31 protein-coding genes are annotated in these 26,359 nt (G+C 40.1%); 23 read left to right on the top strand and 8 right to left on the bottom strand.

Going from position 1 to position 26,359, the window contains the following annotated elements; genetic code table 11:
* Positions 1-70: 70 nt before the first annotated feature.
* Positions 71-577 carry a cupin domain-containing protein gene (locus AC1DSK_RS09280; protein ID WP_477547811.1) on the bottom strand — a complete coding sequence of 169 codons (507 nt, stop codon included), beginning with the start codon at positions 575-577 and terminating at the stop codon, positions 71-73.
* A gap of 160 nt (positions 578-737) precedes the next feature.
* On the opposite strand from AC1DSK_RS09280, the gene AC1DSK_RS09275 reads away from it, so the two are divergent.
* The 3 genes from AC1DSK_RS09275 (at position 738) to AC1DSK_RS09265 (ending at position 3,447) form a co-directional block, all read left to right on the top strand.
* Positions 738-1,673, top strand: coding sequence for an NAD(P)/FAD-dependent oxidoreductase (locus AC1DSK_RS09275; RefSeq protein ID WP_477547810.1), 936 nt, complete (start codon positions 738-740; stop codon positions 1,671-1,673).
* Positions 1,674-1,872: 199 nt separating this feature from the next.
* Entirely contained in the window at positions 1,873-2,430 is a 558-nt protein-coding gene (locus AC1DSK_RS09270; protein WP_477547809.1) for a 3D domain-containing protein, read from the top strand.
* Between the two features lie 294 nt (positions 2,431-2,724).
* A complete protein-coding gene (locus AC1DSK_RS09265) occupies positions 2,725-3,447 on the top strand; it encodes an amino acid ABC transporter ATP-binding protein (RefSeq protein WP_477547807.1) in 723 nt (240 codons plus the stop codon).
* A 141-nt stretch (positions 3,448-3,588) separates the two neighbouring features.
* Here AC1DSK_RS09265 and AC1DSK_RS09260 read toward each other — a convergent pair whose 3' ends face one another.
* Positions 3,589-3,987 (bottom strand): hypothetical protein, encoded by a 399-nt coding sequence (locus AC1DSK_RS09260; RefSeq protein WP_477531453.1) that lies wholly within the window; start codon positions 3,985-3,987, stop codon positions 3,589-3,591.
* A gap of 198 nt (positions 3,988-4,185) precedes the next feature.
* Between AC1DSK_RS09260 and AC1DSK_RS09255 the strand changes: the two genes are divergently transcribed.
* The 3 genes from AC1DSK_RS09255 (at position 4,186) to AC1DSK_RS09245 (ending at position 6,383) form a co-directional block, all read left to right on the top strand.
* Positions 4,186-5,361: an MFS transporter gene (locus AC1DSK_RS09255; RefSeq protein WP_477547806.1), complete on the top strand. Its 1,176-nt coding sequence runs from the start codon at positions 4,186-4,188 to the stop codon at positions 5,359-5,361.
* A gap of 130 nt (positions 5,362-5,491) precedes the next feature.
* The gene (locus AC1DSK_RS09250; RefSeq protein ID WP_477547805.1) at positions 5,492-5,710 is read left to right on the top strand and encodes a hypothetical protein; all 219 of its coding nucleotides are present in this window, start codon (positions 5,492-5,494) and stop codon (positions 5,708-5,710) included.
* A gap of 163 nt (positions 5,711-5,873) precedes the next feature.
* Positions 5,874-6,383, top strand: coding sequence for a cupin domain-containing protein (locus tag AC1DSK_RS09245; protein ID WP_477547804.1), 510 nt, complete (start codon positions 5,874-5,876; stop codon positions 6,381-6,383).
* A 475-nt stretch (positions 6,384-6,858) separates the two neighbouring features.
* Here the strand turns inward: AC1DSK_RS09245 and rluF are convergent, their stop codons facing one another.
* Positions 6,859-7,563: a 23S rRNA pseudouridine(2604) synthase RluF gene (gene rluF, locus AC1DSK_RS09240; protein ID WP_477547803.1), complete on the bottom strand. Its 705-nt coding sequence runs from the start codon at positions 7,561-7,563 to the stop codon at positions 6,859-6,861.
* 168 nt (positions 7,564-7,731) lie between these two features.
* Here rluF and AC1DSK_RS09235 point away from each other — a divergent pair, with 168 nt between their 5' ends.
* The 4 genes from AC1DSK_RS09235 (at position 7,732) to AC1DSK_RS09220 (ending at position 10,944) form a co-directional block, all read left to right on the top strand.
* Positions 7,732-8,415: a Crp/Fnr family transcriptional regulator gene (locus AC1DSK_RS09235; RefSeq protein WP_477547901.1), complete on the top strand. Its 684-nt coding sequence runs from the start codon at positions 7,732-7,734 to the stop codon at positions 8,413-8,415.
* A gap of 268 nt (positions 8,416-8,683) precedes the next feature.
* A complete protein-coding gene (locus AC1DSK_RS09230) occupies positions 8,684-8,806 on the top strand; it encodes a cytochrome C oxidase subunit II (RefSeq protein WP_231391084.1) in 123 nt (40 codons plus the stop codon).
* Positions 8,807-8,822: 16 nt separating this feature from the next.
* The gene (locus tag AC1DSK_RS09225) at positions 8,823-9,290 is read left to right on the top strand and encodes a cytochrome c oxidase subunit II (RefSeq protein ID WP_342542520.1); all 468 of its coding nucleotides are present in this window, start codon (positions 8,823-8,825) and stop codon (positions 9,288-9,290) included.
* A gap of 1 nt (position 9,291) precedes the next feature.
* A complete protein-coding gene (locus AC1DSK_RS09220) occupies positions 9,292-10,944 on the top strand; it encodes a b(o/a)3-type cytochrome-c oxidase subunit 1 (RefSeq protein WP_016428811.1) in 1,653 nt (550 codons plus the stop codon).
* Positions 10,945-11,388: 444 nt separating this feature from the next.
* Here AC1DSK_RS09220 and AC1DSK_RS09215 read toward each other — a convergent pair whose 3' ends face one another.
* Positions 11,389-14,667: a hypothetical protein gene (locus AC1DSK_RS09215; protein ID WP_477547802.1), complete on the bottom strand. Its 3,279-nt coding sequence runs from the start codon at positions 14,665-14,667 to the stop codon at positions 11,389-11,391.
* A 418-nt stretch (positions 14,668-15,085) separates the two neighbouring features.
* On the opposite strand from AC1DSK_RS09215, the gene adh reads away from it, so the two are divergent.
* The 10 genes from adh to AC1DSK_RS09165 all read left to right on the top strand — a co-directional run bounded on the left by adh (position 15,086) and on the right by AC1DSK_RS09165 (position 22,057).
* On the top strand, positions 15,086-16,606 hold the full coding sequence (adh, locus tag AC1DSK_RS09210; protein ID WP_477547801.1) for an aldehyde dehydrogenase: 1,521 nt from the start codon (positions 15,086-15,088) through the stop codon (positions 16,604-16,606).
* 18 nt (positions 16,607-16,624) lie between these two features.
* Entirely contained in the window at positions 16,625-16,990 is a 366-nt protein-coding gene (locus tag AC1DSK_RS09205) for a DUF779 domain-containing protein (protein WP_477547800.1), read from the top strand.
* A 246-nt stretch (positions 16,991-17,236) separates the two neighbouring features.
* The gene (locus tag AC1DSK_RS09200; RefSeq protein ID WP_016428806.1) at positions 17,237-17,443 is read left to right on the top strand and encodes a hypothetical protein; all 207 of its coding nucleotides are present in this window, start codon (positions 17,237-17,239) and stop codon (positions 17,441-17,443) included.
* Between the two features lie 24 nt (positions 17,444-17,467).
* Positions 17,468-18,235: an NUDIX domain-containing protein gene (locus AC1DSK_RS09195; protein ID WP_477598195.1), complete on the top strand. Its 768-nt coding sequence runs from the start codon at positions 17,468-17,470 to the stop codon at positions 18,233-18,235.
* Positions 18,232-18,645 (top strand): metallothiol transferase FosB, encoded by a 414-nt coding sequence (gene fosB / locus AC1DSK_RS09190; protein WP_477547798.1) that lies wholly within the window; start codon positions 18,232-18,234, stop codon positions 18,643-18,645. Before AC1DSK_RS09195 ends, fosB begins: the two co-directional genes overlap by 4 nt.
* Positions 18,646-18,855: 210 nt before the next feature.
* Positions 18,856-19,521: a hydrolase gene (locus AC1DSK_RS09185; protein ID WP_477547797.1), complete on the top strand. Its 666-nt coding sequence runs from the start codon at positions 18,856-18,858 to the stop codon at positions 19,519-19,521.
* A 101-nt stretch (positions 19,522-19,622) separates the two neighbouring features.
* A complete protein-coding gene (locus tag AC1DSK_RS09180) occupies positions 19,623-20,426 on the top strand; it encodes a PhzF family phenazine biosynthesis protein (protein ID WP_477547900.1) in 804 nt (267 codons plus the stop codon).
* 141 nt (positions 20,427-20,567) lie between these two features.
* Positions 20,568-20,738 carry a Fe3+ hydroxamate ABC transporter substrate-binding protein gene (locus tag AC1DSK_RS09175; RefSeq protein ID WP_477538496.1) on the top strand — a complete coding sequence of 57 codons (171 nt, stop codon included), beginning with the start codon at positions 20,568-20,570 and terminating at the stop codon, positions 20,736-20,738.
* A gap of 155 nt (positions 20,739-20,893) precedes the next feature.
* A complete protein-coding gene (locus AC1DSK_RS09170; RefSeq protein ID WP_477547796.1) occupies positions 20,894-21,421 on the top strand; it encodes a DUF2199 domain-containing protein in 528 nt (175 codons plus the stop codon).
* Between the two features lie 96 nt (positions 21,422-21,517).
* Positions 21,518-22,057, top strand: coding sequence for a DJ-1/PfpI family protein (locus AC1DSK_RS09165; RefSeq protein WP_477547795.1), 540 nt, complete (start codon positions 21,518-21,520; stop codon positions 22,055-22,057).
* Between the two features lie 363 nt (positions 22,058-22,420).
* On the opposite strand, the gene AC1DSK_RS09160 is transcribed toward AC1DSK_RS09165, so the two are convergent.
* Together AC1DSK_RS09160 and AC1DSK_RS09155 are read right to left on the bottom strand one after the other, a co-directional pair.
* The gene (locus tag AC1DSK_RS09160; protein WP_477547794.1) at positions 22,421-22,681 is read right to left on the bottom strand and encodes a translation initiation factor 2; all 261 of its coding nucleotides are present in this window, start codon (positions 22,679-22,681) and stop codon (positions 22,421-22,423) included.
* A gap of 116 nt (positions 22,682-22,797) precedes the next feature.
* Positions 22,798-23,049, bottom strand: a complete 252-nt coding sequence (locus tag AC1DSK_RS09155) for a hypothetical protein (RefSeq protein ID WP_477547793.1) — start codon at positions 23,047-23,049, stop codon at positions 22,798-22,800.
* Between the two features lie 265 nt (positions 23,050-23,314).
* Here AC1DSK_RS09155 and AC1DSK_RS09150 point away from each other — a divergent pair, with 265 nt between their 5' ends.
* Positions 23,315-23,575 (top strand): hypothetical protein, encoded by a 261-nt coding sequence (locus AC1DSK_RS09150; RefSeq protein ID WP_477547792.1) that lies wholly within the window; start codon positions 23,315-23,317, stop codon positions 23,573-23,575.
* A 307-nt stretch (positions 23,576-23,882) separates the two neighbouring features.
* Here the strand turns inward: AC1DSK_RS09150 and AC1DSK_RS09145 are convergent, their stop codons facing one another.
* Positions 23,883-24,092: a hypothetical protein gene (locus AC1DSK_RS09145; protein WP_477547791.1), complete on the bottom strand. Its 210-nt coding sequence runs from the start codon at positions 24,090-24,092 to the stop codon at positions 23,883-23,885.
* A gap of 170 nt (positions 24,093-24,262) precedes the next feature.
* Between AC1DSK_RS09145 and AC1DSK_RS09140 the strand changes: the two genes are divergently transcribed.
* Together AC1DSK_RS09140 and AC1DSK_RS09135 are read left to right on the top strand one after the other, a co-directional pair.
* Positions 24,263-25,099, top strand: a complete 837-nt coding sequence (locus tag AC1DSK_RS09140) for a hypothetical protein (RefSeq protein WP_477547790.1) — start codon at positions 24,263-24,265, stop codon at positions 25,097-25,099.
* 426 nt (positions 25,100-25,525) lie between these two features.
* The gene (locus AC1DSK_RS09135; protein ID WP_477598193.1) at positions 25,526-26,032 is read left to right on the top strand and encodes a hypothetical protein; all 507 of its coding nucleotides are present in this window, start codon (positions 25,526-25,528) and stop codon (positions 26,030-26,032) included.
* 118 nt (positions 26,033-26,150) lie between these two features.
* Here AC1DSK_RS09135 and AC1DSK_RS09130 read toward each other — a convergent pair.
* Positions 26,151-26,359, bottom strand: a 209-nt coding sequence (locus tag AC1DSK_RS09130; protein ID WP_477598191.1) for an IS3 family transposase, incomplete at its 5' end; no start/stop codon positions are given.

Here is a 26,359-nt window from a genome sequence, read left to right as displayed (position 1 = left end):
TACGAATAAAAGCATTCATCACATGAATTTCGCGTGATGAATGCTTTTTTAGTTTGCTCCAAGTTCTTAGCTATTCTTGTATCCATCGATCAAGTACTGGCCCACGACTCCCGTACACGGGATCCATGGAAGGAGCTTTAACTTGCTTAATTTCATCTAAGACTCGAGGTCTTTCATTGTGTTCACCGGTTTTAAGGTTGTATTCATTGCCATCTGCGTAAGCACCGACAACTTCAAAATCTGTACTACCCTTTAACTTTTTATGTCCCGTACCCGCGGGCAAAACGAGGACATCACCGGTTCTGACTTCAACCGTTTCCCCATATTTTCCTCCTATTCTTAATGTTGCCGAACCAGCGCGAACTCCTAATACTTCATGAGCATTGCTATGATAATGATGATAGTCAAAGACACCATCAATCCAGCTGTTTCTCCAATTATTCAATCTAAATGTAGGTTCGATTTCATTTGGATGATGCTTGAATACACCGGGATATAAAATAACCGGTAATTGTGGATTATTTGGAATCGTGCCATCATCTTCAAACGTAAATACTTGATAAGTAGAATTAATCACACATACCCCTCCCTTAGTTTGCTGTTAATAGGATAAATACCCGTTTAGATAAAAAGTAATCTTTCGGTTTGATTAAACCAAAAGAAGGAGAGATTAATGTTATTAATGGAAATTTACAAATAAATGGACCTTTAAACAAGATTTATTAGGAGGAAATAGAATGATAGATTGCACAGTAGTTGGGGGAGGTCCAGCAGGTTTAAATGCCACTTTGGTGTTAGGAAGGGCTAGAAGAAATATAGTGTTGGTTGACAGCGATGAGGCACGCAATAAAGTAACGGACGCCTCGCATGGCTTCATAACAAGAGACGGCGTAAAACCGGCAGAATTCAGAGCACTTGCCCATCAGGAGTTCATTCACTACCCGACTATCCAGACATTGAGAGACAAAGTTGTAGAAATTGCGAAAGAGAAGGATGGGTTTTTAGTTAAAACTGAAATGAAGAAACAGTGGAAAACACGAAAAGTCCTTCTGGCTACTGGTGTAAAAGAGAAGTTTCCGAACATCCCAAACCTCCGGAATTTTTATGGTAAAAGTATCTTCAACTGCCCATATTGTGATGGTTGGGAATTGCGAGATCAACCACTCGCATTATTTGGCATAATTGACTACACTCTTCACACAGCTGAAATATTACGCAATTGGTCTCAAGATCTTGTGATATTTACGAATGGTCAAGAATTGACGAAGAGTCAATTGAATGAAATTAAAAAGACTGAGCTCCAAGTGGAAACAAGTCCTATACGACTTCTTATTGGAATAGAAGGAAAGCTCCAAAAAATCGAGCTTGAAAATGGACGAGTCATAGCACGAATGGGTGGATTTGTGACACCGGAGCTAGTACAAGCATGTGAATTAGGAACTCGTCTAGGTGTTAAATTAAACAATACAGGAGGGCATCATTCGGACGAGGTAGGAAAAACTAAAGTGCACGGTTTATTTGTGGCAGGAGAAGCTTCAAATGTCTATCCTGCACAATTGATTATAGCCGCTGCAAGTGGTGCCGAGGCTGCAATGGCGGTCAATGTGGAATTAATTCATGAAGGAATATTAGGAAGTACAAAAGAAGATTTTAGCACTCCTGAGGACTTATGACGGGAGTGTTTTTTTACGTCATTTTCCGATGGAAATAGACAAATATACCTACTTGTTTTCGATTTTGAAAATTCTTTTGTTTCGCATTAGTAATATAAACACCCTCAAATTGTAAAGAAACATCCTATGTTTTGTCATGAATCTGTAATGTTTAAATGTTATTTTTATTTCTACAAACGAGAAATAAAGGAGAAACAACTTGAAAAAATTTAGTTTCGTGTTAAGTTTTGTACTAATGTTCCTCTTCGCATTTGCCAATGATTCAGAAGCAGCTGCTTCTTCGCACACGGTTAAAAAAGGCGACACATTATATAAAATTTCCAAACATTATAATGTTAAAGTTTCTACCATCAAATCCTTAAATGGTTTAAAGTCCGACATGATTAAGCCGAATCAAAAACTTAAATTAACCGGCACTAAAACTGCTGCTAAAAAATCTACACCATCTCGATCGAATGCAAATGTGGTAAAAGAATTTATGGTATCGACAACTGCCTACACAGCAAATTGTCGAGGATGTTCTGGCATAACAGCGACGGGAATTAATTTGAAAAAGAATCCAAACTTAAAAGTAATTTCTGTTGATCCACGCGTCATCAAGCTTGGAACAAAAGTATACGTAGAAGGCTACGGATACGCTGTCGCAGGTGATACAGGAAGTGCAATAAAAGGAAATAAGATTGATTTGTTTATGCCTAACCAAACAAGTGCATTAAAATGGGGACGTAAAACAGTCAAAATCAAAATTCTAAAATAACCTTAGCATTAAAGCTCACTTGCCAATTACGGCGGGTGAGCTTTTTTAAAACGCTCCATTCCACCTCTTGGAAATCAGTTCATCATCACCTTGAAAGACTCTTCATTGGTCTATATTATCAGTGTGCCAGAACTGTTCGCCGTGGCTAACCGAGAAGCGGCGCAGTCCTATCAATCTCTGGAAACCTTTTTAGTGGTTGGGGTATACTACCTAGTGTTGGTTATGATCTTCACTTATTTACTAAAACTGTATGAAAATAAACTGAATGTCTACAAATAAGAAGGAGGGGATTAAATGTTAAAGGGAACAAATATCCATAAATCGTTCGGCGATTTGGAAGTGTTGAAGGGCATTGATCTGGAAGTCGCTCCTTCGGAAGTGGTCGTCCTGGTCGGGGTCAGTGGATCCGGTAAAAGTACGCTTTTACGTTGCTTCAATTTTTTGGAACGAATTAATAAAGGGACCATCGAGGTGGATGGACAAGTGGTGGATCCCAAGAAACATAAATTATCAAATATCCGTGCAGAAGTAGGCATGGTATTCCAACATTTCAACCTCTTCCCGCATATGACGGTGCTTGAAAATATCATTGAAGCACCAATGATCGTGAAGAAGATGAAAAAAGAAAACGCGGTTACCTTGGCAAAGGGCTTACTTGAAAAAGTAGGTTTGGCTGACAAGGCAGATGTCTATCCGAGCAAATTATCCGGTGGACAAAAGCAACGTGTTGCAATAGCACGTTCACTTGCAATGGAACCGAAAGTTCTTCTGTTTGATGAACCAACATCTGCGCTTGATCCGGAGCTTGTTGGAGAAGTACTGAGTGTTATGCAGCAACTCGCACAAGAAGGCATGACGATGGTTGTGGTGACACATGAAATGAAGTTTGCACGTGAAGTTGCAGACCGTGTCATCATGCTGGATGAAGGCCGAATTATTGAGTCTGCGGATCCAGTTACTTTCTTTGAAAATCCAAGTCATGAACGTACGAAACAATTTATTCAACTAGTCGATTAAAAGGGAAAACCCCGATGGTCAGCATAAACTGACCATCGGGGTTTTTGTGTGGGGAAAAAAAGAGGAGTATTCTGTACAGTAATTCGTCTGACTGTCGACCCCACTATTGGACTTTACATCAGAACGAATAAAACTTTTGAATTATCGGCGACAACCACATGGGTTTCCACCGCAACCACATCGGCGTCCACCGTATGGGTTCATTCCACCATAAGGGTTTCCACCGTATGGGTTCATTCCACCATTAGGGTTTCCTCCGTAAGGCGATTGGCTTGGAGAAACAACAACGTTCTGATTAATCTCCCGGTAGTAAGTTCTAGGAACGTCAACGATGTGCTGTCTGTTGATATTAATTAATGGTTGAATATAAGGAACTTCACGTTTTACGTAAGAGTCCGTATAGCGGCATAAAGGCGGACATACAATTGGTTGAACACCTGGTTGATAACCTGGTTGTGCGCCTTGTTGAACACCTTGAACACCTCGTGGCCCATAGTTTGATCCTGGTCCATAGTTTGATCCTGGCATATTGCGATTCATAATGAATTCACCTCCATTCTATCTCTTTTAATAGATGCAATTTTGTTCCTTTTGGAAACGGCGTTCAAAACATTTCTTGCAGAGAGATTTTTATTTCTGTAAAATTATTGGAAATAGTATGAATCGGGAAAGGGTGCGACGAGTGTAAGACTTCTTCTTTCAATCTAATAAACTGAATAGAGTGAAGGAGAGATTCATGTGAACGATCGTCGTTCTTTTTATTTTCTATGGGTGAGCCAAATGATGGCCAATGGTGGGGATGTCCTTTATATTGTGGGATTGATACAACTTGTTTATGTCTCGAGTGGTTCTGTATTAACACTGACACTTATTCCATTAACCATTACGTTTTCACGGCTGGTTGGGAGTTTTCTAACCCCACTTCTTTTGCATCGGTTTCCTTTACGTCAAATATTACTTTTTTCGATGGTCGGGAAAATCATTGTCTTAAGTGGCGTTTTTTTATGCAAAGAAGAAAGTATCCTATGGATTCTTATTTTGGTCAGTGTCATCGCCTTCCTGGATGGATGGGCAACGCCGATCCGACAAGCCATGCTGCCTGAATTGGTAGGGAAATCGGAATTGCCTAAGGCTAATAGCTTAATAGCCATTTCCGATAACACAATCAATCTGGTAAGCTGGCCGATTGGCGCATTTTTTGTCGCTCTTTATAGTGGGGGAACTCTTTTACTTGTATCCAGCGGGTTATATATATTCGCATGGATGCTCACATACGGAATCAAAGCGATACCGTATACCAAAAAGGATGTACAATCTGTATTTCAACAACTTTCTGGAGGATGGAAATATAGCTTTTCCATAAAGCCTATTCGTAATGTACTGCTGCTAGATACATTGACAGCATTTGCAGGAGCGGTCTGGATTTCCGCCATTCTGTATGTTTATGTTGACGAAGTAATTGAGAAAAGCACTGCTTGGTGGGGGTATATAAACGCATTTTATTCAGGCGGCTTTTTGATTGGTGGGTATTTGTTTGCCAAATTATTGAAGATTCCTGTACATCTGATGATAGGAGTTGGTTGTTTTCTTACAAGCCTATTAACAGTTTGGTTTCTGTTTCCATTTTATGCGTCGATGGCTCTGGTCATTTCACTGTGCCTTGGCGTCTTTGGTCAATTACAGCTGATTGCCCAATTGACTGTATTGCAAATGCATACGGATACTAATCAACTTGGTCATGTATTTTCTGTTCAATCTGTTTTGGTGACTGGTGCATTTGGAATCGCGACTTTTATTTTCGGTTCGATAGCCGAATGGTTTGGAATAAATCACGCATTTTATCTTTCCGCAGTTGTAATGGTAGTTTCAGGATTGTTTACAATTAAGGAGAGAAAAACATTTTATTACGCCTAATCATTTAAGCACATGTAGTGTCTATCACTTCATGTGCTTTTTTTTTGAAGTAAATTACTCTAAATTCAGCACATTGAAATGTTGTACAAAACGCGTGTGGGGTAGTGAGGATTTAAAGGGGTGTGACTAGATGACTACTGAAGAGTGTTTGATCATCGGATTTTCTAACCAGGAACAACAGTCTTTGATTGAACTATATAATCGCTACTCGCGGCTGTTATGGAAAATATCATATAGAGTTGTTGCTGATGAAGCTATCAGTGAGCAGATTGTACGCAAGTCTTTCGGGATGCATGGGAAAATCCAGAGAAATTTAATAACGGAAAAAATTATCAACTTTATTGATTGAATGTTGTCTATCACAAATCGATACACTCATCATTCAAATATTTCCTGACTAAAATGTCGATAAAAACACTTTAGAAAATGTTCCACGTGGCACATTTTGTCGAAAGGCATTGAATCCATTTCTTTTATAGCGGATGATGAATGTATTAGGGGGAGGGAGAGAAATGATGACAAAACGAAATGCATCCTATTACATAGAACATTTAAACATGGAAGCGCACCCAGAGGGGGGACACTATACACGGAGTTTCTACTCGGAAGAAAAAATGGTAACGTCGGATAGCAAAACAAGAAATCTATACACGACAATTTACTTTTGCTTAAAAAGTGGCGAAGTATCCCACTTACACAGACTTCAATCGGACGAATTATGGTTTTTCCATGACGGAAGTCCACTCACTGTCCACGTGATACACCCGGATGGTGAATATACAGCTCAGAAATTAGGGTTGGACTTTAATAACGGGGAAAAGCCACAGGTACTCGTACCTAAAGGTGCAATATTCGGTTCCTCAGTTGATCTTGAATCCACATTTTCTTTAGTCGGTTGTATGGTGTCGCCTGGTTTTGATTTCGATGATTTCGAGCTCTTTACGCAAAAAGAATTACTAGAATTATATCCTCAACAAGAAGATGTCATTAAAAGAATGGCCTATAAAAAAATAGAGGATTGAAATTACAAATGACAATCACATATCGTTTTTATGAAGGGCCTCAAGATTTACATCGGCAAATTGAATTTTGGAATGCTTGTACAATACTACTTCCTTTTGCATGGAAGCCAACATTTTCACCGAATCAATTCATGAAACAACAACAATTCGCCATCACGATGTTTTGCCTATAATGGTGAACTTTGTGTAGGGTATCCTTGGGTTTTACCAGGTATATCTTTTTAATTCTTTCGCACGACTATCAAGTAATTCACGACTAAAGAAGTTAGATTTTACGGAGCAAACCGAAGATGTCATGATGATGAAGAAAAGCGATCCTAAAAAATAGGACCGCTTTTTTTCATTATTTTGGGTAAATTAGCCGGAAAGTGCCTGACTGACTTCGTCTAAGTCCCCAAAGTCTCCGCGTATTAGGTCACCGGTGATATTAAGTGTATGAGTTATCGATAGCATTGCATCGCCTACTACTACTCTATTACCTTTTTGGTGAATAGTTAAGCGTACTGAATAGTTCTTCTAACTCCACATTCGTTAAATCACGCCATTCACCGACAGTAAGACCGTCCACATGAATATTCATGATTCGAATACGTTGCAAACCTTTGACTTCGTAACCCAGTGTTGTACACATGCGGCGGATTTGACGGTTCAATCCTTGTGTTAGCGTAATTTTAAACATTTGAGAAGAGAGTTTTTCTACTTTACAAGGTAATGTTTTGGTGTCTAAAATCTCTACGCCTTCAGACATTTGTTTAACAAAATCCTGTGTAACGGGTTTGTCCACTTTAACGATGTATTCTTTTTCATGCTCATTTTCAGCCCGCAATATTTCGTTTACAATATCTCCATCGTTGGTCAATAAAATCAATCCATGCGAATCTTTATCGAGTCGGCCGATATGAAAAATACGTAAAGGATGATTGACGAAATCAACTATATTTCCTTTAATATGTCGTTCCGTTGTGCTAGTAATGCCTACGGGTTTATTAAGAGCGATGTAGACATAGGGCTCTTCATGTTTTACCGGTTTGCCATCGGCACGCACATCGTCTCCAGGCTCTACTTTGCTTCCGAGTTCAGCTTTTTTCCCATTGATCGTAATGCGTCCGTCTTCTATCCATTTATCAGCACCGCGTCTTGAGACAATACCAGCTTCACTTAAAAATTTATTTATGCGCATATCATCACCTGCTTCATTTAGTATGTTAATTATACCCCATAATGAACTCCTATATGAGATGGAAGGGGAATCTCAATCGTGCAGATGGTACTATCCAATAGAAAAGGTTCTATGGTACTCTTTACCCAAGAGAAAACGAAGAAAGGAGTGTTTTGATTGAAAAAAGGGATGGTTGATACGTCCGTTGAACTGAAAGAGTTGCTTTCCATACGACACATTGTGAAAACGTATAATAAAGACTCTTATTTGTTCCAAGAGGGCGACCCCATCAAAGGGATATACTTCATCCGAACCGGAAAAGTTCAAATTGGGAAAGTTACACCTGAAGGTCGAGAATTGACGTTAAGGATTTGTGGACGCAATCAGTTCGTTGGGGAATTTACGCTCTTTGCCGAATCAGCCAAATATATGTTGGATGCCAAGGTCATGGAAGATGTGGAATGCATCAAGATAAGTGTCGACGATCTGGAAGAAGAGCTGACCCATAATGCCAAGCTTGCCGTTTCCTTTATGAAGTGGATGGGTATCAATCACCAAAAAACACAGACGAAATTCCGTGATCTCCTATTGCATGGGAAAAAAGGAGCCCTTTACTCAACGTTAATTCGCATGACGAATAGCTATGGAGTACCTAACGAAAAGGGAATCATGATCGACATGACGCTTACCAATCAAGAACTTGCTAATTTTTGCGGCATGACACGTGAAGTGGTGAATAGACTGCTGAGTGACTTAAAAAAGCAAAACATACTTTCCACGGTGGATGGAAAGATGCTGATACACGACCTTGATTATTTAAAAGATGAAATCAATTGCGAAAACTGCCCAATTGCTTTTTGTAAAATTGATTAAAAAAGTGATTTACCTCAAAGGTAAATCACTTTTTTTTGTGGGAAAAATTAGGTGAAATTGATTAAAACAAGTTTGATGCTGCTTAAATTGAGTCCCATTCCGATTAAATTCAATCACCCTCGATTTACTCCATAGCCCTATTCCAATTTTGACAAATTATCGACACTCACTGTAAATAACCCTTCGAGTGTGACTTTTATCACAGTCCCTAAACCATGAATGGCCTACGCTGAATATAAGTTTTAAAAACGTAAAGAGGTGAATGAGATTGAGTAAAAAAAATCAATCGCCAGAGTTGAATTTAAAAGGAACGCTGATCAGTGTATTTTCAGTCGGCATCATTATTATCGTCATGTGGTTTGTCGTTTATTTCATGTATGTAGCAAGATGAAAAGGAGTAGATTTATATGCATTTTCATAAATATGAAAAGATTTGGCTTGTATTTGGCCTAGTCTCATTAATCGTGTTTTTAAGTATAGTCGGAGTAAGCGCATTCTCTCACGGCCACACACCATCGGGAGGAATGGATACAATTGATCCTAAAAAAGTAAATGAAACTGCGCCATTTGATCACCCTGGCGTTACTCAGATAGATGACGATACGTACCAGGTAGCAATTGTGGCATTGGCGTTCGGATACAATGCTCCGGAACTTAAAGTACCTGCAGGAAAAGAAATTATTTTTAAATTAACTAGTACAGACGTCGTTCATAGTTTTACGATTGATAATACGAAAGTAAATATGATGGTGGTACCAGGTCGGATTACTACAAAATCTTATACATTCGATAAACCAGGTAAATATTTAATTCTTTGTAATGAATACTGCGGCGCCGGTCACCACATGATGTCCACAGAAATAGAGGTGTATTAAGATGATTGCTGCACAAGATCGTAAGTTGGCTTTATGGAATATCGGAGTTGCATACATCGCATTTCTGATTGGAACATTATGCGGATTATTACAAGTTTTCATACGAAACGATGCTCTCCAATTACCTAGTTGGTTGGATTATTATCAAATATTAACGGCACATGGCGTATTGCTTGCACTTATATTTACTACTTATTTCATTTTCGGTTTCTTTATTACTGGTATGAGTAAAAGCCTTGGAAGCTTCGGTCCAAAAGTTCGACGCGTTTCCTGGATTGGTTTTGCAGTAACAACAATCGGCACTATTTTAGCAACAGCTATGATTATTTCTGGGGAAGCTTCAGTTCTATATACGTTCTATGCTCCGTTGAAAGCAAGTGGTTGGTATTATGTAGGATTGGCATTGTTTGTAGTAGGTACATGGATTAATAGTTTTGCATTGGTAGGACATTATCTCGTCTGGAGAAAAAAACATAAAGGACAATTAAGTCCACTATTTGCTTTCATGACCATAACGACAATCATCCTGTGGATCATCGCTTGTCTAGGTGTGGTAGCCACAGTTCTATTCCAATACATCCCTTGGGCGTTTGGCTGGGTGGATACGATTAACGTGGAACTAAGTCGATCTTTGTTCTGGTATTTCGGTCATCCGCTTGTGTATTTCTGGTTGTTGCCAGCTTATATGGCGTGGTATGTAATAGTTCCGAAACTAATTGGAACGAAAGTTTTCAGTGATTCATTGGCTCGTTTGTCATTTGTATTATTCATTCTTTTCTCTATTCCAGTAGGGTTCCATCACCAATTAACGGAACCAGGGATTTCAAACTTCTGGAAGTTCCTTCAAGTCGTATTGACATTCATGGTTATTATTCCATCTTTAATGACGGCGTTTTCTATGTTTGCGACATTCGAGATTTCAGGACGTAAAAAAGGAGGGAAAGGATTATTCGGCTGGTTCACGAAACTTCCTTGGAAAGACGTTCGCTTTACATCAATTTTTATAGCAATGGCTTTCTTTATTCCTGGTGGAGCGGGCGGAATCATCAACGCAAGTTTCCAATTAAACGAAGTCGTCCACAACACATTATGGATCGTCGGACATTTCCACATTACTGTTGGGACACCTGTAGCGATGACTTTTATGGGGCTGACATTTTGGTTAATTCCATACTTAACAGGACGTAAATTCTCAAAGTCTATGCAAAAGCTAGGATTCATTCAAATTATTACATGGACTATCGGTATGCTCTTAATGTCCACTTCGCAACATATTTTAGGTCTTTTGGGAGCACCGAGACGCACTGCATATTCCAATTACAATAACCATCCTTCCGCAATGGAATGGTTTGATGGGATAATTACGAATCATGTAACTATGGCAATTGGAGGTAGCATTTTATTCCTATCTGCCATGATCCTGATTTATATCGTCGTGATGTCGATGTTTTTATCACCAAAAGCTGTACGTGAAGAAGACTTTGTCGAGTTTCCAATGGCGGAAAGTGACAAAGAAAACACACCGAAATTTTTGGAAAACTGGTGGATTTGGATTGGCATCGCATTCGCATTAATCATTATTGCCTATGCTATACCGCTAACTGGCATGATTCACCATGCACCTCCTGGTTCAGAAGGATTCAAAACATGGTAGGAGTTGAATGAAATGGTCTTAATGCTGATATGTTTCTTTGTCGTAATTACTTTAGTGGTCGGAATGTTAGTGGAAGTTAATGAAATAGAAGAATAAGGTTAAAATGAGGTTTGTAGCGAAAGAGTTCGCCCGCAAACCTTTTTTTAATTTGTAGGACAATGATATGTAACTTTTTTCTATTGATGACTATCAAAAGTATTTTTAGAAATGAGCAAGTTAAAAATGAATGGATATTTTTTATAAACATCCTAGTTTCATGCTTTTACGATTGACTCTGTCTACTTCTACTGTTGATTTTTTAATCATGTGTCAGAGTTAGAGTAGCTATGTAGAAACAGAGACAGGGTTCCGTATGATAAAAAAAGTGTAGCTTCTTGCGTTAATAAACAATAAAAAAGCTCCCGGGATGGAAGCTTTTTTTGAAAGTCTAGAATTTTTTTCTCATTATCCAATTTGTGAAATAACAAGATGAGCTGATACAGGCTCTGATCCTCCAGCGGTAGGAGTAATTGTCAATGCAGTGGATGCACTTTGAGGATTTCGTACGGTGATGATTGAATTAGTGACATTTGTTTGCACTAGTGCCATCCCTACTATCTGAGTAGTGCCGGTTGCACGACCGACTACAGTATAAGGTAATTCAGTAGATCCCGATCCCGAATCAAGAGTTAAAACTAGTTGCCCAGCTTCTGTTATGCTCACTTGAAATAAAACTTGATAAGTTCCAATAGCTGACAAATTAAATGAATCACCGCCGATACGAGTAATCCCCGATCCAGCTAAGGTAGGTCCATTTTGAGGGAAATCAACATCTTCACCTGCACCAACTGTTGTAGCATTATCACCAGGCATCAAAGCATAAAAATCTGCAAAGTCTAGTATGCCTCCTGTTCCAGCAGGCCCAGTAGCACCAGTAGGTCCGGCCGGTCCAGTAGGCCCAGTAGGCCCAGTAGGTCCAGTAGCACCGGTAGCACCAGTAGGTCCAGTAGCTCCAGTAGCGCCGTCAGCGCCGGCAGGTCCAGCAGGTCCAGTAGCTCCAGTAGCCCCATTAGCACCGTCAGCGCCGGCAGGTCCAGTAGGTCCAATAGCTCCAGTAGCTCCGTCAGCACCGGCAGGTCCAGCAGGTCCAGTAGCTCCAGTGGCTCCGTCAGCACCGGCAGGTCCAGTAGGTCCAGTAGGTCCAATAGCTCCGGCAGGTCCAGTAGGTCCGATCGGCCCAGTGGATCCGTCAGCACCAGCAGGTCCAGTAGCTCCGTCAGTTCCAGCAGGCCCAGCAGGTCCAATTGGCCCAGTAGCCCCGTCAGCACCAGCAGGTCCCATCGATCCGGTAGCCCCAGTAGCCCCAATTGGCCCAGTAGCTCCATCTACACCATTAGCACCAGCAGGCCCAGTAGCTCCATCTACACCATTAGCACCAGCAGGTCCAGCAGGTCCAGCAGGTCCAGTAGCGCCAGCGGGCCCCATTGGTCCAGTTAGACCTGTTGATCCAGCAGGTCCAATCGGTCCAGTGGCTCCGTCAGCACCGGCAGGTCCAATCGGTCCGGTAGCCCCGTCAGCACCAGCAGGTCCAATTGGCCCGGTAGCCCCGTCTGCGCCAGCAGGTCCCATCGGTCCGGTAGCCCCAGTAGCCCCAATTGGCCCAGTAGCTCCATCTACACCATCAGCACCAGCAGGTCCAGCAGGTCCAGTAGCGCCAGCGGGCCCCATTGGTCCAGTTAGCCCTGTTGATCCAGCAGGTCCAATCGGTCCAGTGGCTCCGTCAGCACCGGCAGGTCCAATCGGTCCGGTAGCCCCAGTAGCCCCAATTGGCCCAGTAGCTCCATCTACACCATCAGCACCAGCAGGTCCAGCAGGTCCAGCAGGTCCAGTAGCGCCAGCGGGCCCCATTGGTCCAGTTAGCCCTGTTGACCCAGCGGGCCCCATTGGTCCAGTTAGCCCTGTTGACCCAGCAGGTCCAATCGGTCCAGTGGCTCCGTCAGCACCGGCAGGTCCAATCGGTCCGGTAGCCCCAGTAGCCCCAATTGGCCCAGTAGCTCCATCTACACCATCAGCACCAGCAGGTCCAGCAGGTCCAGTAGCGCCAGCGGGCCCCATTGGTCCAGTTAGCCCTGTTGACCCAGCAGGTCCCATCAGTCCAGTAGCGCCGGTAGCCCCAGTAGGTCCCATCGGCCCAGTAGCGCCGTTAGCCCCAGTAGGTCCCATCGGTCCAGTAGCGCCGTTAGGCCCAGTAGGTCCCATCGGTCCAGTAGCCCCGTCAGATCCAGCAGGTCCAATCGGTCCAGTAGCTCCGTCAGATCCAGCAGGCCCAGCAGGTCCCATTGGTCCAGTAGCCCCGTCAGATCCAGCAGGTCCAATCGGTCCAGTAGCTCCGTCAGATCCAGCAGGCCCAATAGGTCCCATTGGTCCAGTAGCCCCGTCAGATCCAGCAGGTCCAATCGGTCCAGTAGCTCCGTCAGATCCAGCAGGTCCCATCGGTCCAGTAGCTCCGTCAGTTCCAGCAGGTCCTATTGGTCCAGTAGCTCCATCGGTTCCAGCAGGCCCAGCAGGTCCCATTGGTCCAGTAGCTCCGTCAGTTCCAGCAGGTCCCATTGGTCCAGTAGCTCCATCGGTTCCAGTAGGTCCCATCGGTCCAGTAGCTCCGTCAGTTCCAGCAGGTCCCATTGGTCCAGTAGCCCCGTCAGATCCAGTAGGTCCCATCGGTCCAGTAGCTCCGTCATTTCCAGCTGGCCCAATTGGTCCAGTAGCTCCATCAGTTCCAGCAGGCCCAGCAGGTCCAGTAGCTCCAGTAGCTCCAGTAGCTCCAGTAGCGCCAGTACGCCCAATCGGTCCTCTAGTTCCCGCAGGTCCTCTAGTTCCCGCAGGTCCTCTAGTTCCCGCAGGTCCTCTAGCTCCCGCAGGTCCAGTAGCCCCGTCAGATCCAGCAGGTCCCATTGGTCCAGTAGCCCCGTCAGATCCAGCAGGTCCCATCGGTCCAGTAGCCCCGTCAGATCCAGCAGGTCCCATCGGTCCAGTAGCCCCGTCAGATCCAGCAGGTCCCATCGGTCCAGTAGCCCCGTCAGATCCAGCAGGTCCCATCGGTCCAGTAGCTCCGTCGGTTCCAGCAGGCCCAGCAGGTCCTATTGGTCCAGTAGCTCCGTCAATTCCAGAAAGTCCAATTACAGTAGCGCCAGCAGGCCCAGTAGGTCCAGTACGCCCAATCGGTCCTCTAGTTCCAGCAGGTCCTCTAGGTCCCATCGGTCCAGTAGCCCCGTCAGTTCCCGCAGGTCCCATAGGTCCAGTAGCTCCGTCAGATCCAGCAGGTCCCATCGGTCCAGTAGCTCCGTCAGTTCCAGCAGGTCCCATCGGTCCAGTAGCTCCGTCGGTTCCAGCAGGCCCAGCAGGTCCCATCGGTCCAGTAGCTCCGTCAGTTCCAGCAGGTCCCATTGGTCCAGTAGCTCCGTCAATTCCAGAAAGTCCAATTGCAGCAGGCCCAGCAGGTCCAGCAGGTCCCATCGGTCCCGCAGGTCCTCTAGGTCCCTGTGGCCCCCTATCCCATTTATATTCATTGGAATGGCTATATTCTTTATCAATATTTTCGGTATGATGATAGTTGCTTTCAGCATGTACTTGATGATGATGATGATGTTCATGTTCACTATGGTTATGTGTATGTCTCAAACTTCTATCAATTTCATTTTTATGATGAATACTATTGTAATTTCTTCTTTTTCTATAATTATTCATTAGTTCACCTCCCTTCTTGCAAGATAGTTTATAATATGTGCGCCATTTGCATGAGAGATAGGCAGACTATTAATAAAGATTTCAAACTATCAGGGTGTCTACTCCAATTTAAAATTCGAGAAGATACTTGAGGGTTTCTATCTATATAATCACCGGTGTTTGTTAAGAGTTGATGAAAAAAGAGTAGGAATAGAAGGGAACTTCTCTAATCGTCCGAAATACACCTATCACGCCTTTAATTTCTTTAGAAGATTTATATAGTATTAATAGTCTTGGGCATATTTCATAAACAAATATGTTGTAAAATTCGGTGTTATCTGACTATATATGAGGTACAGACTTCTTAATTTGTATGAATACTAGATTATGAAATCGCATACAAATAATGAGTTGGCCAAATTAAAGGGGGAACTTGAGAATGGTATATGCATTTCCAAACACTGAGGGTTCAATTGTTACTTTTAAAGAGAAATATGATAACTATATTAACGGGCAATGGACTGCTCCTGTTAAAGGTGAATATTTTGATAACGTGACACCAGTTACGGGTAAAAGTTTCACTCAAGTTGCTCGCTCAACATCTGAAGACATTGAACTAGCATTAGACGCAGCACATGAAGCAAAAGACGCTTGGGGGAATACGTCTGTGGCTGAACGTGCAAATATTTTAAATAAAATTGCGGATCGCATGGAAGAAAATTTAGAGGTGCTGGCTGTCGCAGAGACTTGGGATAACGGAAAAGCAGTACGTGAAACATTGAATGCTGACTTACCACTTGCAATCGATCATTTCCGTTATTTCGCTGGTGCAATTCGCTCGCAAGAAGGATCTTTAAGCCAAATCGATAACGATACAGTAGCGTATCATTTCCATGAGCCAATCGGTGTGGTTGGACAAATCATTCCTTGGAACTTCCCATTGTTAATGGCAGTTTGGAAGCTTGCACCGGCACTTGCTGCAGGAAATTGTGTTGTGTTGAAACCAGCTGAGCAAACACCAGCTAGTATTCTAGTATTTGCTGAACTAGTGGGCGATTTATTACCACCAGGTGTTATGAACATTGTAAATGGTTTCGGTTTGGAAGCTGGTAAGCCACTTGCATCGAATCCACGTATTGGCAAAGTTGCTTTCACTGGTGAAACAACTACAGGCCGTATGATCATGCAATACGCTTCACAAAACTTGATTCCGGTAACATTGGAACTTGGAGGTAAGTCACCGAACATTTTCTTCGAAGATATTATGGACCAAGACGATGCTTTCCTTGATAAAGCGGTAGAAGGCTTTGTATTATTCGCATTGAACCAGGGGGAAGTATGTACATGCCCTTCACGTGCACTAGTCCAGGAATCTATCTATGATAAGTTCATGGAAAAAGTATTGGCTCGTGTTGAAGCAATCAAGACAGGGAACCCACTTGATCCGAATACGATGATGGGTGCACAAGCTTCAAGTGAACAATTGGAAAAAATTTTGTCTTATTTGGATATCGGGAAACAAGAAGGCGCAGAATGCTTAATCGGTGGAGAGCGTAATAACATTGAAGGCGATTTCGCTGGTGGCTATTATGTGAAGCCAACTGTCTTTAAAGGGAATAACAAAATGCGTATTTTCCAAGAAGAAATCTTCGGACCGGTTGTTTCTGTGACAACGTTCAAAACGCAAGAAGAGGCACTTGAAATTGCAAACGATACTTTATATGGTCTAGGTGCTGGCGTATGGTCTCGTAACATGAACACAGCATACCGTTTCGGCCGCGCTATTCATGCGGGCCGAGTTTGGACAAACTGTTACCATGCGTACCCAGCACACGCTGCATTCGGTGGTTACAAAATGTCAGGTATCGGACGTGAAAACCACTTGATGATGTTGAACCATTACCAACAAACGAAAAACTTGTTAGTTAGCTACAACGAAAACAAATTAGGATTCTTTTGATCGAAAGGGGAATGACCAATGATTGAACGTGTCATCGCAACGGACGCTACGCTTGAACTGATCGAGTTATTGAAAAGCAAGCATGGTCCCGTCATGTTCCACCAATCGGGAGGTTGCTGTGATGGGTCTGCACCGATGTGCTACCCGGATGGTGATTTGATAGTGGGAGATCAAGATGTACTACTCGGTTCAATCGGCGACAGTCCCTTCTATATGCATAAGAGCCAATACGAGTACTGGAAACATACTCAGTTAATTATTGATGTGGTAGACGGTCGAGGCGGCATGTTTTCACTGGAAGGCGTGGAAGGGAAAAGGTTTCTGACCAGATCTCGCGCGTTCACGGTTGAAGAGAATAAAGAAATTCAAGTCAGTTCCAATTAATAGTTTTGAAAACCGTTATGTTCGAGTGGAAACTTGAGGCATTGCGGTTTTTTTGTTGGGTAAAATGGGGGGGGAGGGAATAAACCCCTCGTGAAGAGGGACAAACCAAATTGAAAGGGAATAATAAATGCTGCGCAAGAGAATTAAAGGGGATTTCCTAGTGTTTGTAGAAAAGTTATGAAATAGATTTAACCCTAACTCATAAGAGACGGATAAAGTACAATCAACTAAAAGGAGTGATACCGGATGGGCTACATATTTTTAGCAATATTAATCGGTGTGATTGCTTGGACACTTTGGAGACTGGGAACTAAACGTCGCTTACCAATGAATCATTACATGCCATTTGATGATGCAATGGAAGGAAAGAAAGATGATAATAATGCGTCATCGCTTCACGATACAAAGCATGAGATTGAATATGAAGAAACCAAACCTAAAAAAGAAGATTAATCTTTAATTGAAAGCGGGTATCGTATGCTATTTCGAAGAAAAATGTACACCATTAAACCTGAAATGCTGGAGACGTTTAATCACTTTTTCCACACCTATTTATTGCCGAATCAATTAACGCATGGTGCACGTTTAATAGGGCGATGGGTGAACATGGATAAAACAGAAATTATGGCTATGTGGGGTTACCGTGACCGCGAGGATTTTGAGCGTGTGGATCAGGCGATTCGCGCTTCTGAACTTCATGAAACGGCACAAAACTTCCGAAAAACATTACCACCATTATTTGAGACAAGCTCTGAAGATTTTATGGAATGGACAGGTGATTATTCAACTCCACGATATGTGGTGGCGGTCTCTGGGTTCATTCAAAATGAAGCGGGAGAAGTATTGTTGGTTCGAAATGGACACAGATCCGATACATATGAAATGCCCGGAGGACGAGTCGAACCAGGTGAGAGTTTAAAAAAAGCCGTTGCAAGAGAAGTATTTGAAGAAACGGGAATCCATGCGGAAATTGGGGACATGGTCGGCGTTTATCAAAATGTCACTAGCGGAGTTTTTTGTATTGTATATGCAGGGAAGGCGGTAGCAGGGACACCTACACCTCAACCGGGCGAAACGATAGACGTACAGTTTGTTGAATTGAATGAAACGAATATCAGCGAATGGGTTACAAGAGAGCAATTTGCTACTCGTATTAATGATGCCATGAAACCTGGAAGTGTCGCATACGAATCGTACGAAACAAAACCTTATCGTTTGCTTGAACGAGTGGATAGTAAGGAATGAAAATAAACCATTTGTTGTTTTCCGTTTCTGATTTGGAAAGTTCTATTAGATTTTATGAGGAAGTATTCGGAGCCAAGCTAATGATGAAAGGCAGAAAAACAGCGTATTTTGATTTAGAAGGTGTATGGCTAGCGCTGAACGAGGAAACCGACATTCCACGTAATGAAATAAAGGACTCCTACACACATATGGCTTTCACAATTACCGAGGAAGAATATGAAGAAACTCTAGTCAGGCTGAACCAATTGAACGTTTCGATTTTGCCTGGCAGGGAGCGGGATGAGCGGGATAAAAAGTCCATTTACTTTGAAGACTTGGATGGACATAAGTTTGAATTTCACACGGGCACATTGCAGGATCGACTGGACTATTACAAAAATGAGAAAGAACATATTGAGTTTTATGGCTAAGCTTGAGAATGAGTTTTAGAAAGTAAAAAAGAAAACTGAACATGGTTGGAATTTAATGTTCATGGGACTGAAGGAATTAGTTGAGACTGGAAAAGTTAGCTATACAGGATAAAAAACGTTTGAGCAATCAAAAGTAGTTTTAGAATACGGGGCAAGAAGTTTTCATTTTGTAAGAAGAAAATCACTAAAAAAATGTGAAGGAAGGTTATTATGGGTTCAAGAATTATGCATAGTATTATAGCCTATAAGATTACTGAATCAGTTTCAATATCAGATAAAGCTTCATTTTTATTAGGAGGGATAGCACCAGACGCGGTGTCTCCTAAAGAGTTATCACATTTCTTTTCAGGCGAAGTAGATGATTATTCAAGAAATGTGGATTATGAAAATTTCATTGAAAAATACAGTTCTGTTAAAAATAATTCATTTATTTTAGGGTATTATTCACATCTCATCGCAGATGATTTGTGGTTAAAGGGGTTTTATTTACCGTGGTTAAAAAACAGAATGGAAAACGATAAAAATATTTTAAATCTGTATCATGGGGATTTTCAAACTCTAAATGGGTTGTTATTGGATTATTATGGAGTCGCAGATGGAATTAAAGAGATTTTCGATAGTAATGGTTCAGTTATAGATATTGAAGAAGTACCCTCAAAAGACATTAGTGACTTTATTCCATATGTTTTAGAAGATATGAAATATGAAAATACACACAGTAAACAACAATTAAACGTGTTTACTTTTGAGCAAATCATTGGATACATAGAGACATCAATTCAAAAAGGAATTATACATATAAAACCACTTCTAAGTTGCTGCGATACAACTAAAGGGCAGTTAAGTTCAATAAAAATCAATGATAAAATGATGTGAGTTACTAACGGTTGGGCTCTATGACACAGTGTTTTTTGTTGCATGGATGGCTAACGGGGCAGGTTAATGAAAATAAATTTATATTAGTAACGAAGAATGAGGTGGGAGAGTTGAACAGAGTCACGTATTTTATCGTAAATGCATTTACTACAGATCTTTACAAGGGAAATCCCGCGGCAGTATGTTTACTGGATTCAACAATATCTGAGTTGACCATGCAAAAAATTGCTCAGGAGATACCCGTACCAACAACAGCTTTTGTCCAAAAAAAGGGGAATGATTTTTTTCTTAAATGGTTTACTCCAGAGATGGAAATTCCGATTTGTGGACATGGAACAATAGCCAGTGCTTTTATTGTTTGGCAACAAGCAATTTTACCCTTAGATTCTTCTATTACATTCCAGACTTTAAGCGGTCCTCTGCAAGCAAGATGGTGTAATGAACTGGTAGAAATAACAATTAAGAAGTACCAATTAGAAGAGATTGAATGTCCTTCAGAGCTTGAAGAATGGCTCGGTACGAAACCGAAATATGTAGGGAAAACCGATTTGGATTATATAGTGGAATTAAGTCACGAAGAATATATTGCAGATTTTGAACCTGATTTTTCTGCAATGAAACAGTTTCCTGTACGTGGTGTTTGTATCACGAGTATGTCTAATGAGGAGGGAATTGATATTGTCTCTAGATTTTTTTCACCAGCACAGGGCATTGATGAAGACCATGTAAATGGTTCTACCCACGGTGCATTAGGACCTTACTGGTGTGAAAAGTTATCAATAGAAAGTATTGTCAGCAAACAGCTTTCAAAACGAGGAGGGTTATTATACGTAACACCAAAAGAAAAAGATGTTGCCATTGCAGGTACAGCGGTACGGATATTATGGGGTGAATTATTAATCTAAGTCTCTAATATCGAGCTAAAGCAACTAGAAGTAATAGCTTTTCTTGTTCAACTAACGGGGCAGGTTAGTTAAAGAAACTTTTTAAAAGTTATTCGTAAAGATATGAAGAGGAATTAACATTACTTAGAGGTGATTTAGTTGTTGTGGGATAAACCCAAATGTACTATTTGTGATAAAGAGATTAAGGAAGACGATGTTGTTTTTGTGAAAATGCGTTATCCAAAGCGAAAAGGTTTTACTGAAATAAAAGCATATTTAAGCAACGAAGGTAAGTTCATTTGTGAAGATTGTTTTAACAATAAATCCTACTAAATACTTTTTAACTAACCGGTGCTTTACTTCAATAAGGAGTGAAGCCTTTTTCTTATTGAACTAACGGGGCAGGTTAGTTGAATAAGGAATGGTTTTCACTATGTGTTAATGTAGTGAAATAAATATAGATAGTTTTATCTTATGGAGGATATGTAATGAGAAATAATACAGAAGGTTACCTATGTAAATGCTGCGGAGAGTATCATGAGGAACTACCTATGAGTTATGGTAGTTCAGTACCCGACTATTTCTATGATGTACCAACTGATGAGCAAGAAAATCGAATTGAGATGAATGAAGATTTGTGTGTGATTGATGATGAATATTTCTTTATTCGTGGGAGTATCGAAATTCCCATAATAAACAGTAGTAAACCATTTATATGGGATGTATGGGTTTCTTTAAGTGCAGCAAATTTTGATAAAACAAATGAGTATTGGGAAGTTGAAGGAAGAGAAAAACAAATAGAATCGATGTTTGGCTGGCTATCGACTTCCATTCCTGGTTATCCGGAAACAATAGAATTAAAAACGATGGTACATACTCGTTCAATAGGTGAACGCCCGTATATAGAATTAGAACCAACTAAACACCCTTTAGCCAAAGAGCAAATGGAAGGTATAACAATTGATAGGATTAAGGAGATAGCTGAAAAATTATGTGAACGAGATGAACAAAAGTAAGCGATATTATTCAACTAACGGGTGCTTTACTTCATTAAGGAGTGAAGCTTTTTTTCTTATTGAATAGATAAATAACATTTAGGAGGATTAAATAGAGTGAAAAAAACAGCAGTGTTATTATACCCTCAATATAGTGAGTATGAGCTAAGTGTTGCATTATCCATTCTTATGCAGGGAGAGAAACCTGTCATAACTATCGGTCTAAATAATTTGCCTATTAGAGGCGAATCTGGACTAACTTGTTTAACTGATACTACAATTGATGAAGTAAACCTTGAGGAGATAGATAGTCTTTTATTAACAGGTTGTATGGATATATTAGCATTAGAAGGTAAGAAAGAAATATTTGAGTTTATAAGTCGAATAGAAAGTAAAGCAACTGTAATTGGAAGCATTTCAAGTTCTATGTATCTTTTAGCAAATGCAGGGCTTTTAAAAGGCAAAAAATATACTATTGGTATGACAGAAGAAAACCGAGAGAAGTCTGGTGTTTTTGAAAAGGAAAACTATAGTGAAGAACTTGTAGTTCAAGATGGAAAGTTGATAACTGCAAGGGGCAGAGGGTTTATAAGATTCGGGGTATGTTTTGGAAAAGCATTAAACCTGAAATTTGATGAAAATTGGTATAAGGAATAGGGGCTTCTTCAAGTAACAGGGGGCTTTATTTGAAGTTCATTGGGCTTGCTTTGGTAGCTCTTTTTTCTTATTGAACTCCCATGAAAATTAATCTTCTTCAACTAACGGGGCAGGTTAGTTGAAGAAGGGTCCAACTGGGGTGTATGCCCCATACACCCTGGGTTGACATAACACCCCGGGTCGGAAGTTTCCACCCACGAGTCACCTCTTACGGACTCTCACCGGATTTTCTTCCAAAACAAAAAGCCCTGCTCGCACACGTTAATTTAATAGCATTCATACATTTTCGAATCATATAGTATATCCGCCAAAGTCTTCCATGAAGGTTGAATTGGAATTGATTATTTCCTAAGCAGTGCCTCGTTATCTTATTCCACGTTCCATGTTCTCTAATTTTCTGGTTAATTGATTAATTTCCTTTTGCATTCTATCTTCCATTTGTTTTAACTGATCCGTTTGGTCCGGCGAGGTTTTATTATTTGCATTTTCTAATATTTCAAGAGCAATCCCTGCAGCTATTGTCTGTATTCCATCCCCTAACGTTGAGAGGGCAGTTCCAAATAATGCTAGTTTAGCTGCAAAAATTTCTGGTGTACTTTGATTGTTTTGGTTATCTTTATTCATAATCATTCCCCCTTTGTCTACATTGTGATTTACTCAAACTATGAAAATCATACAGAAATCAGACTTATTGTAGAGTTGAACCAAAAGATGCGGCAGGAGTTGATAAAGAATAAAACTCAAGTCATTTGGCTTTTTATTTTAGATAATTCATATGTTAAATAATCGATTTGTTTTTGCATTCTTATCAATTCTTCATCTTTATTTTGTTGACTTATCTCTGCTTGTGCTTCTTCTTCCATGGCACGAACAATTGCAACGGCTCCTAAAGCATCGCCGAATGTAACTATTGCTGAAGCAATTAGCTCAAGCTCAATAGAAGTTAGCATTTTCGGACCTTTTTGACCAAATCCCATACTATTTTTATTCAATCTTTTAGCCTCCTGATTATAAATCGATGAAACTAATTTTTTGTATCATCTTATTTGATTCAACAGATTACTTTTTGGTGAATAAACAAATGTAATAAAAGCGTGGTAATAATAAATAACTCCAAATAAAAAATCCTTTTAATTCGTGGGCCAACGTGTTTATAGTAAGCAGCAACTTGAAAATGGGTCTTTTTTTTAAGAAAATGAATACAATAAAGGAGATTGAAATTGTTAAGGAGACGAGGGGATTTTCCTGAATGACCAAATGGGAAATATAGAAGATGACTATCCTGCTAATGCTAATTTACATCATATAGGACAGATATTACTTACTTTAGGAGATACTATTACAACTTTCGGTTTAACTTTACAACGCAAACAAGCTATGCTAGAACAACAAGAAAATCTAATGGAGAATAACCAAGAAGAACAACAGCACTATATGTTGAAAATACGTCAAGAAACAGATCGACTACGATTACAAATGAAGTATATACAAGACCAGATTAACCGGATAAATGGCTGAAAATAAAATGTTATTCAATGTTTGAAAAAAGCAATTCTCAAGTGAGAGTGCTAGAAAACGAATAAAGAAAAGGGAAAAGCGATAGATTCGCTTTTCTCTTTTTCTTTCCCATGGATTCTCTACACGAGGATGATCCGCAAAACATCAATTCGATCATCGGTTTGTATCACGTATGCACCCTTGGTTGACATAACACATCAATTGGGAAGTATTCAACTGAGTTTATTAAAAACATACTATGGTTTGTGTGTTTCTTATTGGGGGGGGGACATTCGCACATGTGAAACGTAACGTAGTCACTGGAATTCTAAGATTCTGCAAAAGCTAAAATGAAGGACGATCCCCCTGGAATAACAGCTTCGAGTTCACCGAAACTGAAGAATTCTTCTTTATCATGTCCATCATCTAATCGTGCCCAGAAGCCCTCACGTTCTTCATCAAACTCTGTTATGTAACCGTGATAATAAACATCATCCTCGTCGTTTTTTTTTACGAGTTTTGTTACATATTTATTCAAGACACCATTTCCAAATTACTACATGGTTAATTGGATATTTATGTTAACATAAATTTTGAGAATGTGAAGACTTTCACTTAAACTAACGGAGCAGGTTAGTTCAAGAAGGGATTTTTTCTTTATTAGCGAATAATATTTCAAAAGCGTCTAATTAAAGGAGTTGGTTTGTTGTGTGTGATTTTGAAACAAAACACAGAAAAAGAGATTTGGAAATTCCGAAACATCGTCAAACTTTATTAAATGCAATTGAACAAGATTTGCTAAGTGATGGAAATGTTTTAGCCGTTTTTTATGGAGGTTCATTAGGAAATCAAAATACAGACTTGTATTCTGATATTGACCTTCGTGTAGTCGTCAAAGATGAAGTGTTTGAAAAATATAGGTTGAACAAAAAACAGCGAGCTAAAAACTGGGGTAAGGTTTTATTTTTCGAAGACTTCCCTTGGGCAACACACAGTATTGCTCACTATGATACTTTTATTAAGGTGGATACCTTTTATTATAAAGTGAAAGACGTACAGTCATCAGTCTGGCTTAAAAATATCAAAATTGTCCACGACACTGATGGATTGGTGAATGATGTATTAGAAAAATCAATGAGTTTATCCTATACTCCAACTGCTCAAGAGGTAGAGGTTTGGAGAACAAAATTTTTTGCTTATGTTCACGAAGCATATCGAAGAACAATGAGAAAAGAATTTTATTATGCTCTAAATTGTATAGATAACTTACGATTGTCAATGACAACAGCTTGGTATATGGAAGCAGGAATACTACCTAATACTTTTGGAGATTGGGCAAAATTAGAAGGCGAAAGAAGTAAACTGCAAGAGTGGCAATTAGTTCTTCTTGCAAAATGGCATAGCAGTAGAGAACCAAATGAGATACAGAACGTAATAAAAACTATTGTTCCCGAATTTATAAAAACACATAAGAGTTTATGTGAAAAAATTGGGATTGACGAAAACCCTGAACGGGTAGATGAAATTTTAGAAATGGTTGTATGATGATAAAAACACCTGTTCGCGGGGTTTTTATTGCTTCCCTTCTTAAACTAACGGGTGCTTTAGTTGAATAAGAAAAAAGAAAAAAGCTAACGTCTGAGAAAAGACGTTAGCTTTCGGTATTTACAGGTATGCTCCGCATGTACCGTATTAACGCAAATAACCCACCATTCTTAAAATGCCCAAAATCCTTGATGTATAAAGGTTTTGGGCATTTTTCATTAAGTGTTAAGGTTAAGATAAGAAGGATTAACGCTTTTTTTGAACTTCTTCAACTGACGGGGCAGTTAGTTCAATAAGAATATTGTCTTATCATAAGAAAATACTACCGTTCTTCTTGAACTAACAGGACAATTTAGTAAAGAAGAAGGGTTTTTTATTAGGGTGTTGAATAAGTTAATATATGTAAATTATTGAAGGAGTAACATTATGAAAGGAATTTTATTCTTAATTGGGCTGTTCAGCATATTAACTGCATGCAATAATCCAGAACTAGACATACAAGTTGATACGATCATTACGAATATAACGGCTGAGGAATTCGATGATTTAGGAAGGACACAAGAATACGGTGAATCCACGGAAAAAGACTTTAAGAAACTCACTTTTGATTTTTCTATGGAGCATGATGAAAAGGTTGAAAGAAAAATTGAAATGTTTAATGATTGGAGAACTTTACTGAATGATTATGATGAATTAGAACGGTATTGGGGAGGAGACAGTAATTCACAAGATAATAGTGAGGAGAACTTTGCTAAATACCATTACGAATTGGTCTTTTATTCTAAAGGATTAAGCGAGTCAGAAATTAGAGGGATTTTTAAAGAAGCGCGTATCCATGTTGAATGGAAAGATATCAAAGGTACGGAGAAAATAGAATATGATAGTACGCATGCTAGAGAATATATTATAGGAAATGTAATCAAGTTCAAATAAACAATAAAGGTTGAAAATAAAAAATTATAAAGCATTAAGAAAATGAGTTGCTAATGCAGCTCTTTTTTCTTATTGAACTAACGGGGCAGTTTAGTTAAATTGGTACGTCAACACTAAATCATACAATTTTTTTAAGGGCTAAGTTTCTGTATGCAACTGGACTTAAATAGCTTAATGAGCTATGCGACCGTTTATTGTTGTACCAATTCACGTAATCAAATAGTTCAAGTGCGAGCTGGGAAAGGGTGGGAAAGTGCATCCCGTTGATGAGCTCTGTCTTTAAAATCTTAAATGTGGTTTCTGCCACGGCATTGTCATAGGGGGGGG

The sequence above is a fragment of the Paenisporosarcina sp. P4_B8 genome (assembly GCF_056402175.1).
This window is presented reverse-complemented; position numbering and strand designations above follow the sequence as displayed.

Excerpts from the sequence above, each read along its gene's own strand:
- AC1DSK_RS09275 (WP_477547810.1), top strand. The coding sequence starts at position 738 with ATGATAGATTGCACAGTAGTTGGGGGAGGTCCAGCAGGTTTAAATGCC.
- AC1DSK_RS09170 (WP_477547796.1), top strand. The coding sequence starts at position 20,894 with ATGAGAAATAATACAGAAGGTTACCTATGTAAATGCTGCGGAGAGTAT.
- AC1DSK_RS09185 (WP_477547797.1), top strand. The coding sequence starts at position 18,856 with ATGGGTTCAAGAATTATGCATAGTATTATAGCCTATAAGATTACTGAA.
- AC1DSK_RS09260 (WP_477531453.1), bottom strand. The coding sequence starts at position 3,987 with ATGAATCGCAATATGCCAGGATCAAACTATGGACCAGGATCAAACTAT.
- AC1DSK_RS09135 (WP_477598193.1), top strand. The coding sequence starts at position 25,526 with ATGAAAGGAATTTTATTCTTAATTGGGCTGTTCAGCATATTAACTGCA.
- AC1DSK_RS09200 (WP_016428806.1), top strand. The coding sequence starts at position 17,237 with ATGGGCTACATATTTTTAGCAATATTAATCGGTGTGATTGCTTGGACA.
- AC1DSK_RS09150 (WP_477547792.1), top strand. The coding sequence starts at position 23,315 with ATGGGAAATATAGAAGATGACTATCCTGCTAATGCTAATTTACATCAT.
- AC1DSK_RS09250 (WP_477547805.1), top strand. The coding sequence starts at position 5,492 with ATGACTACTGAAGAGTGTTTGATCATCGGATTTTCTAACCAGGAACAA.
- adh (WP_477547801.1), top strand. The coding sequence starts at position 15,086 with ATGGTATATGCATTTCCAAACACTGAGGGTTCAATTGTTACTTTTAAA.
- AC1DSK_RS09195 (WP_477598195.1), top strand. The coding sequence starts at position 17,468 with ATGCTATTTCGAAGAAAAATGTACACCATTAAACCTGAAATGCTGGAG.
- AC1DSK_RS09205 (WP_477547800.1), top strand. The coding sequence starts at position 16,625 with ATGATTGAACGTGTCATCGCAACGGACGCTACGCTTGAACTGATCGAG.
- AC1DSK_RS09215 (WP_477547802.1), bottom strand. The coding sequence starts at position 14,667 with ATGAATAATTATAGAAAAAGAAGAAATTACAATAGTATTCATCATAAA.
- AC1DSK_RS09245 (WP_477547804.1), top strand. The coding sequence starts at position 5,874 with ATGATGACAAAACGAAATGCATCCTATTACATAGAACATTTAAACATG.
- AC1DSK_RS09235 (WP_477547901.1), top strand. The coding sequence starts at position 7,732 with ATGGTTGATACGTCCGTTGAACTGAAAGAGTTGCTTTCCATACGACAC.
- AC1DSK_RS09225 (WP_342542520.1), top strand. The coding sequence starts at position 8,823 with ATGCATTTTCATAAATATGAAAAGATTTGGCTTGTATTTGGCCTAGTC.
- rluF (WP_477547803.1), bottom strand. The coding sequence starts at position 7,563 with ATGCGCATAAATAAATTTTTAAGTGAAGCTGGTATTGTCTCAAGACGC.
- AC1DSK_RS09220 (WP_016428811.1), top strand. The coding sequence starts at position 9,292 with ATGATTGCTGCACAAGATCGTAAGTTGGCTTTATGGAATATCGGAGTT.
- AC1DSK_RS09160 (WP_477547794.1), bottom strand. The coding sequence starts at position 22,681 with ATGAATAAAGATAACCAAAACAATCAAAGTACACCAGAAATTTTTGCA.
- fosB (WP_477547798.1), top strand. The coding sequence starts at position 18,232 with ATGAAAATAAACCATTTGTTGTTTTCCGTTTCTGATTTGGAAAGTTCT.
- AC1DSK_RS09265 (WP_477547807.1), top strand. The coding sequence starts at position 2,725 with ATGTTAAAGGGAACAAATATCCATAAATCGTTCGGCGATTTGGAAGTG.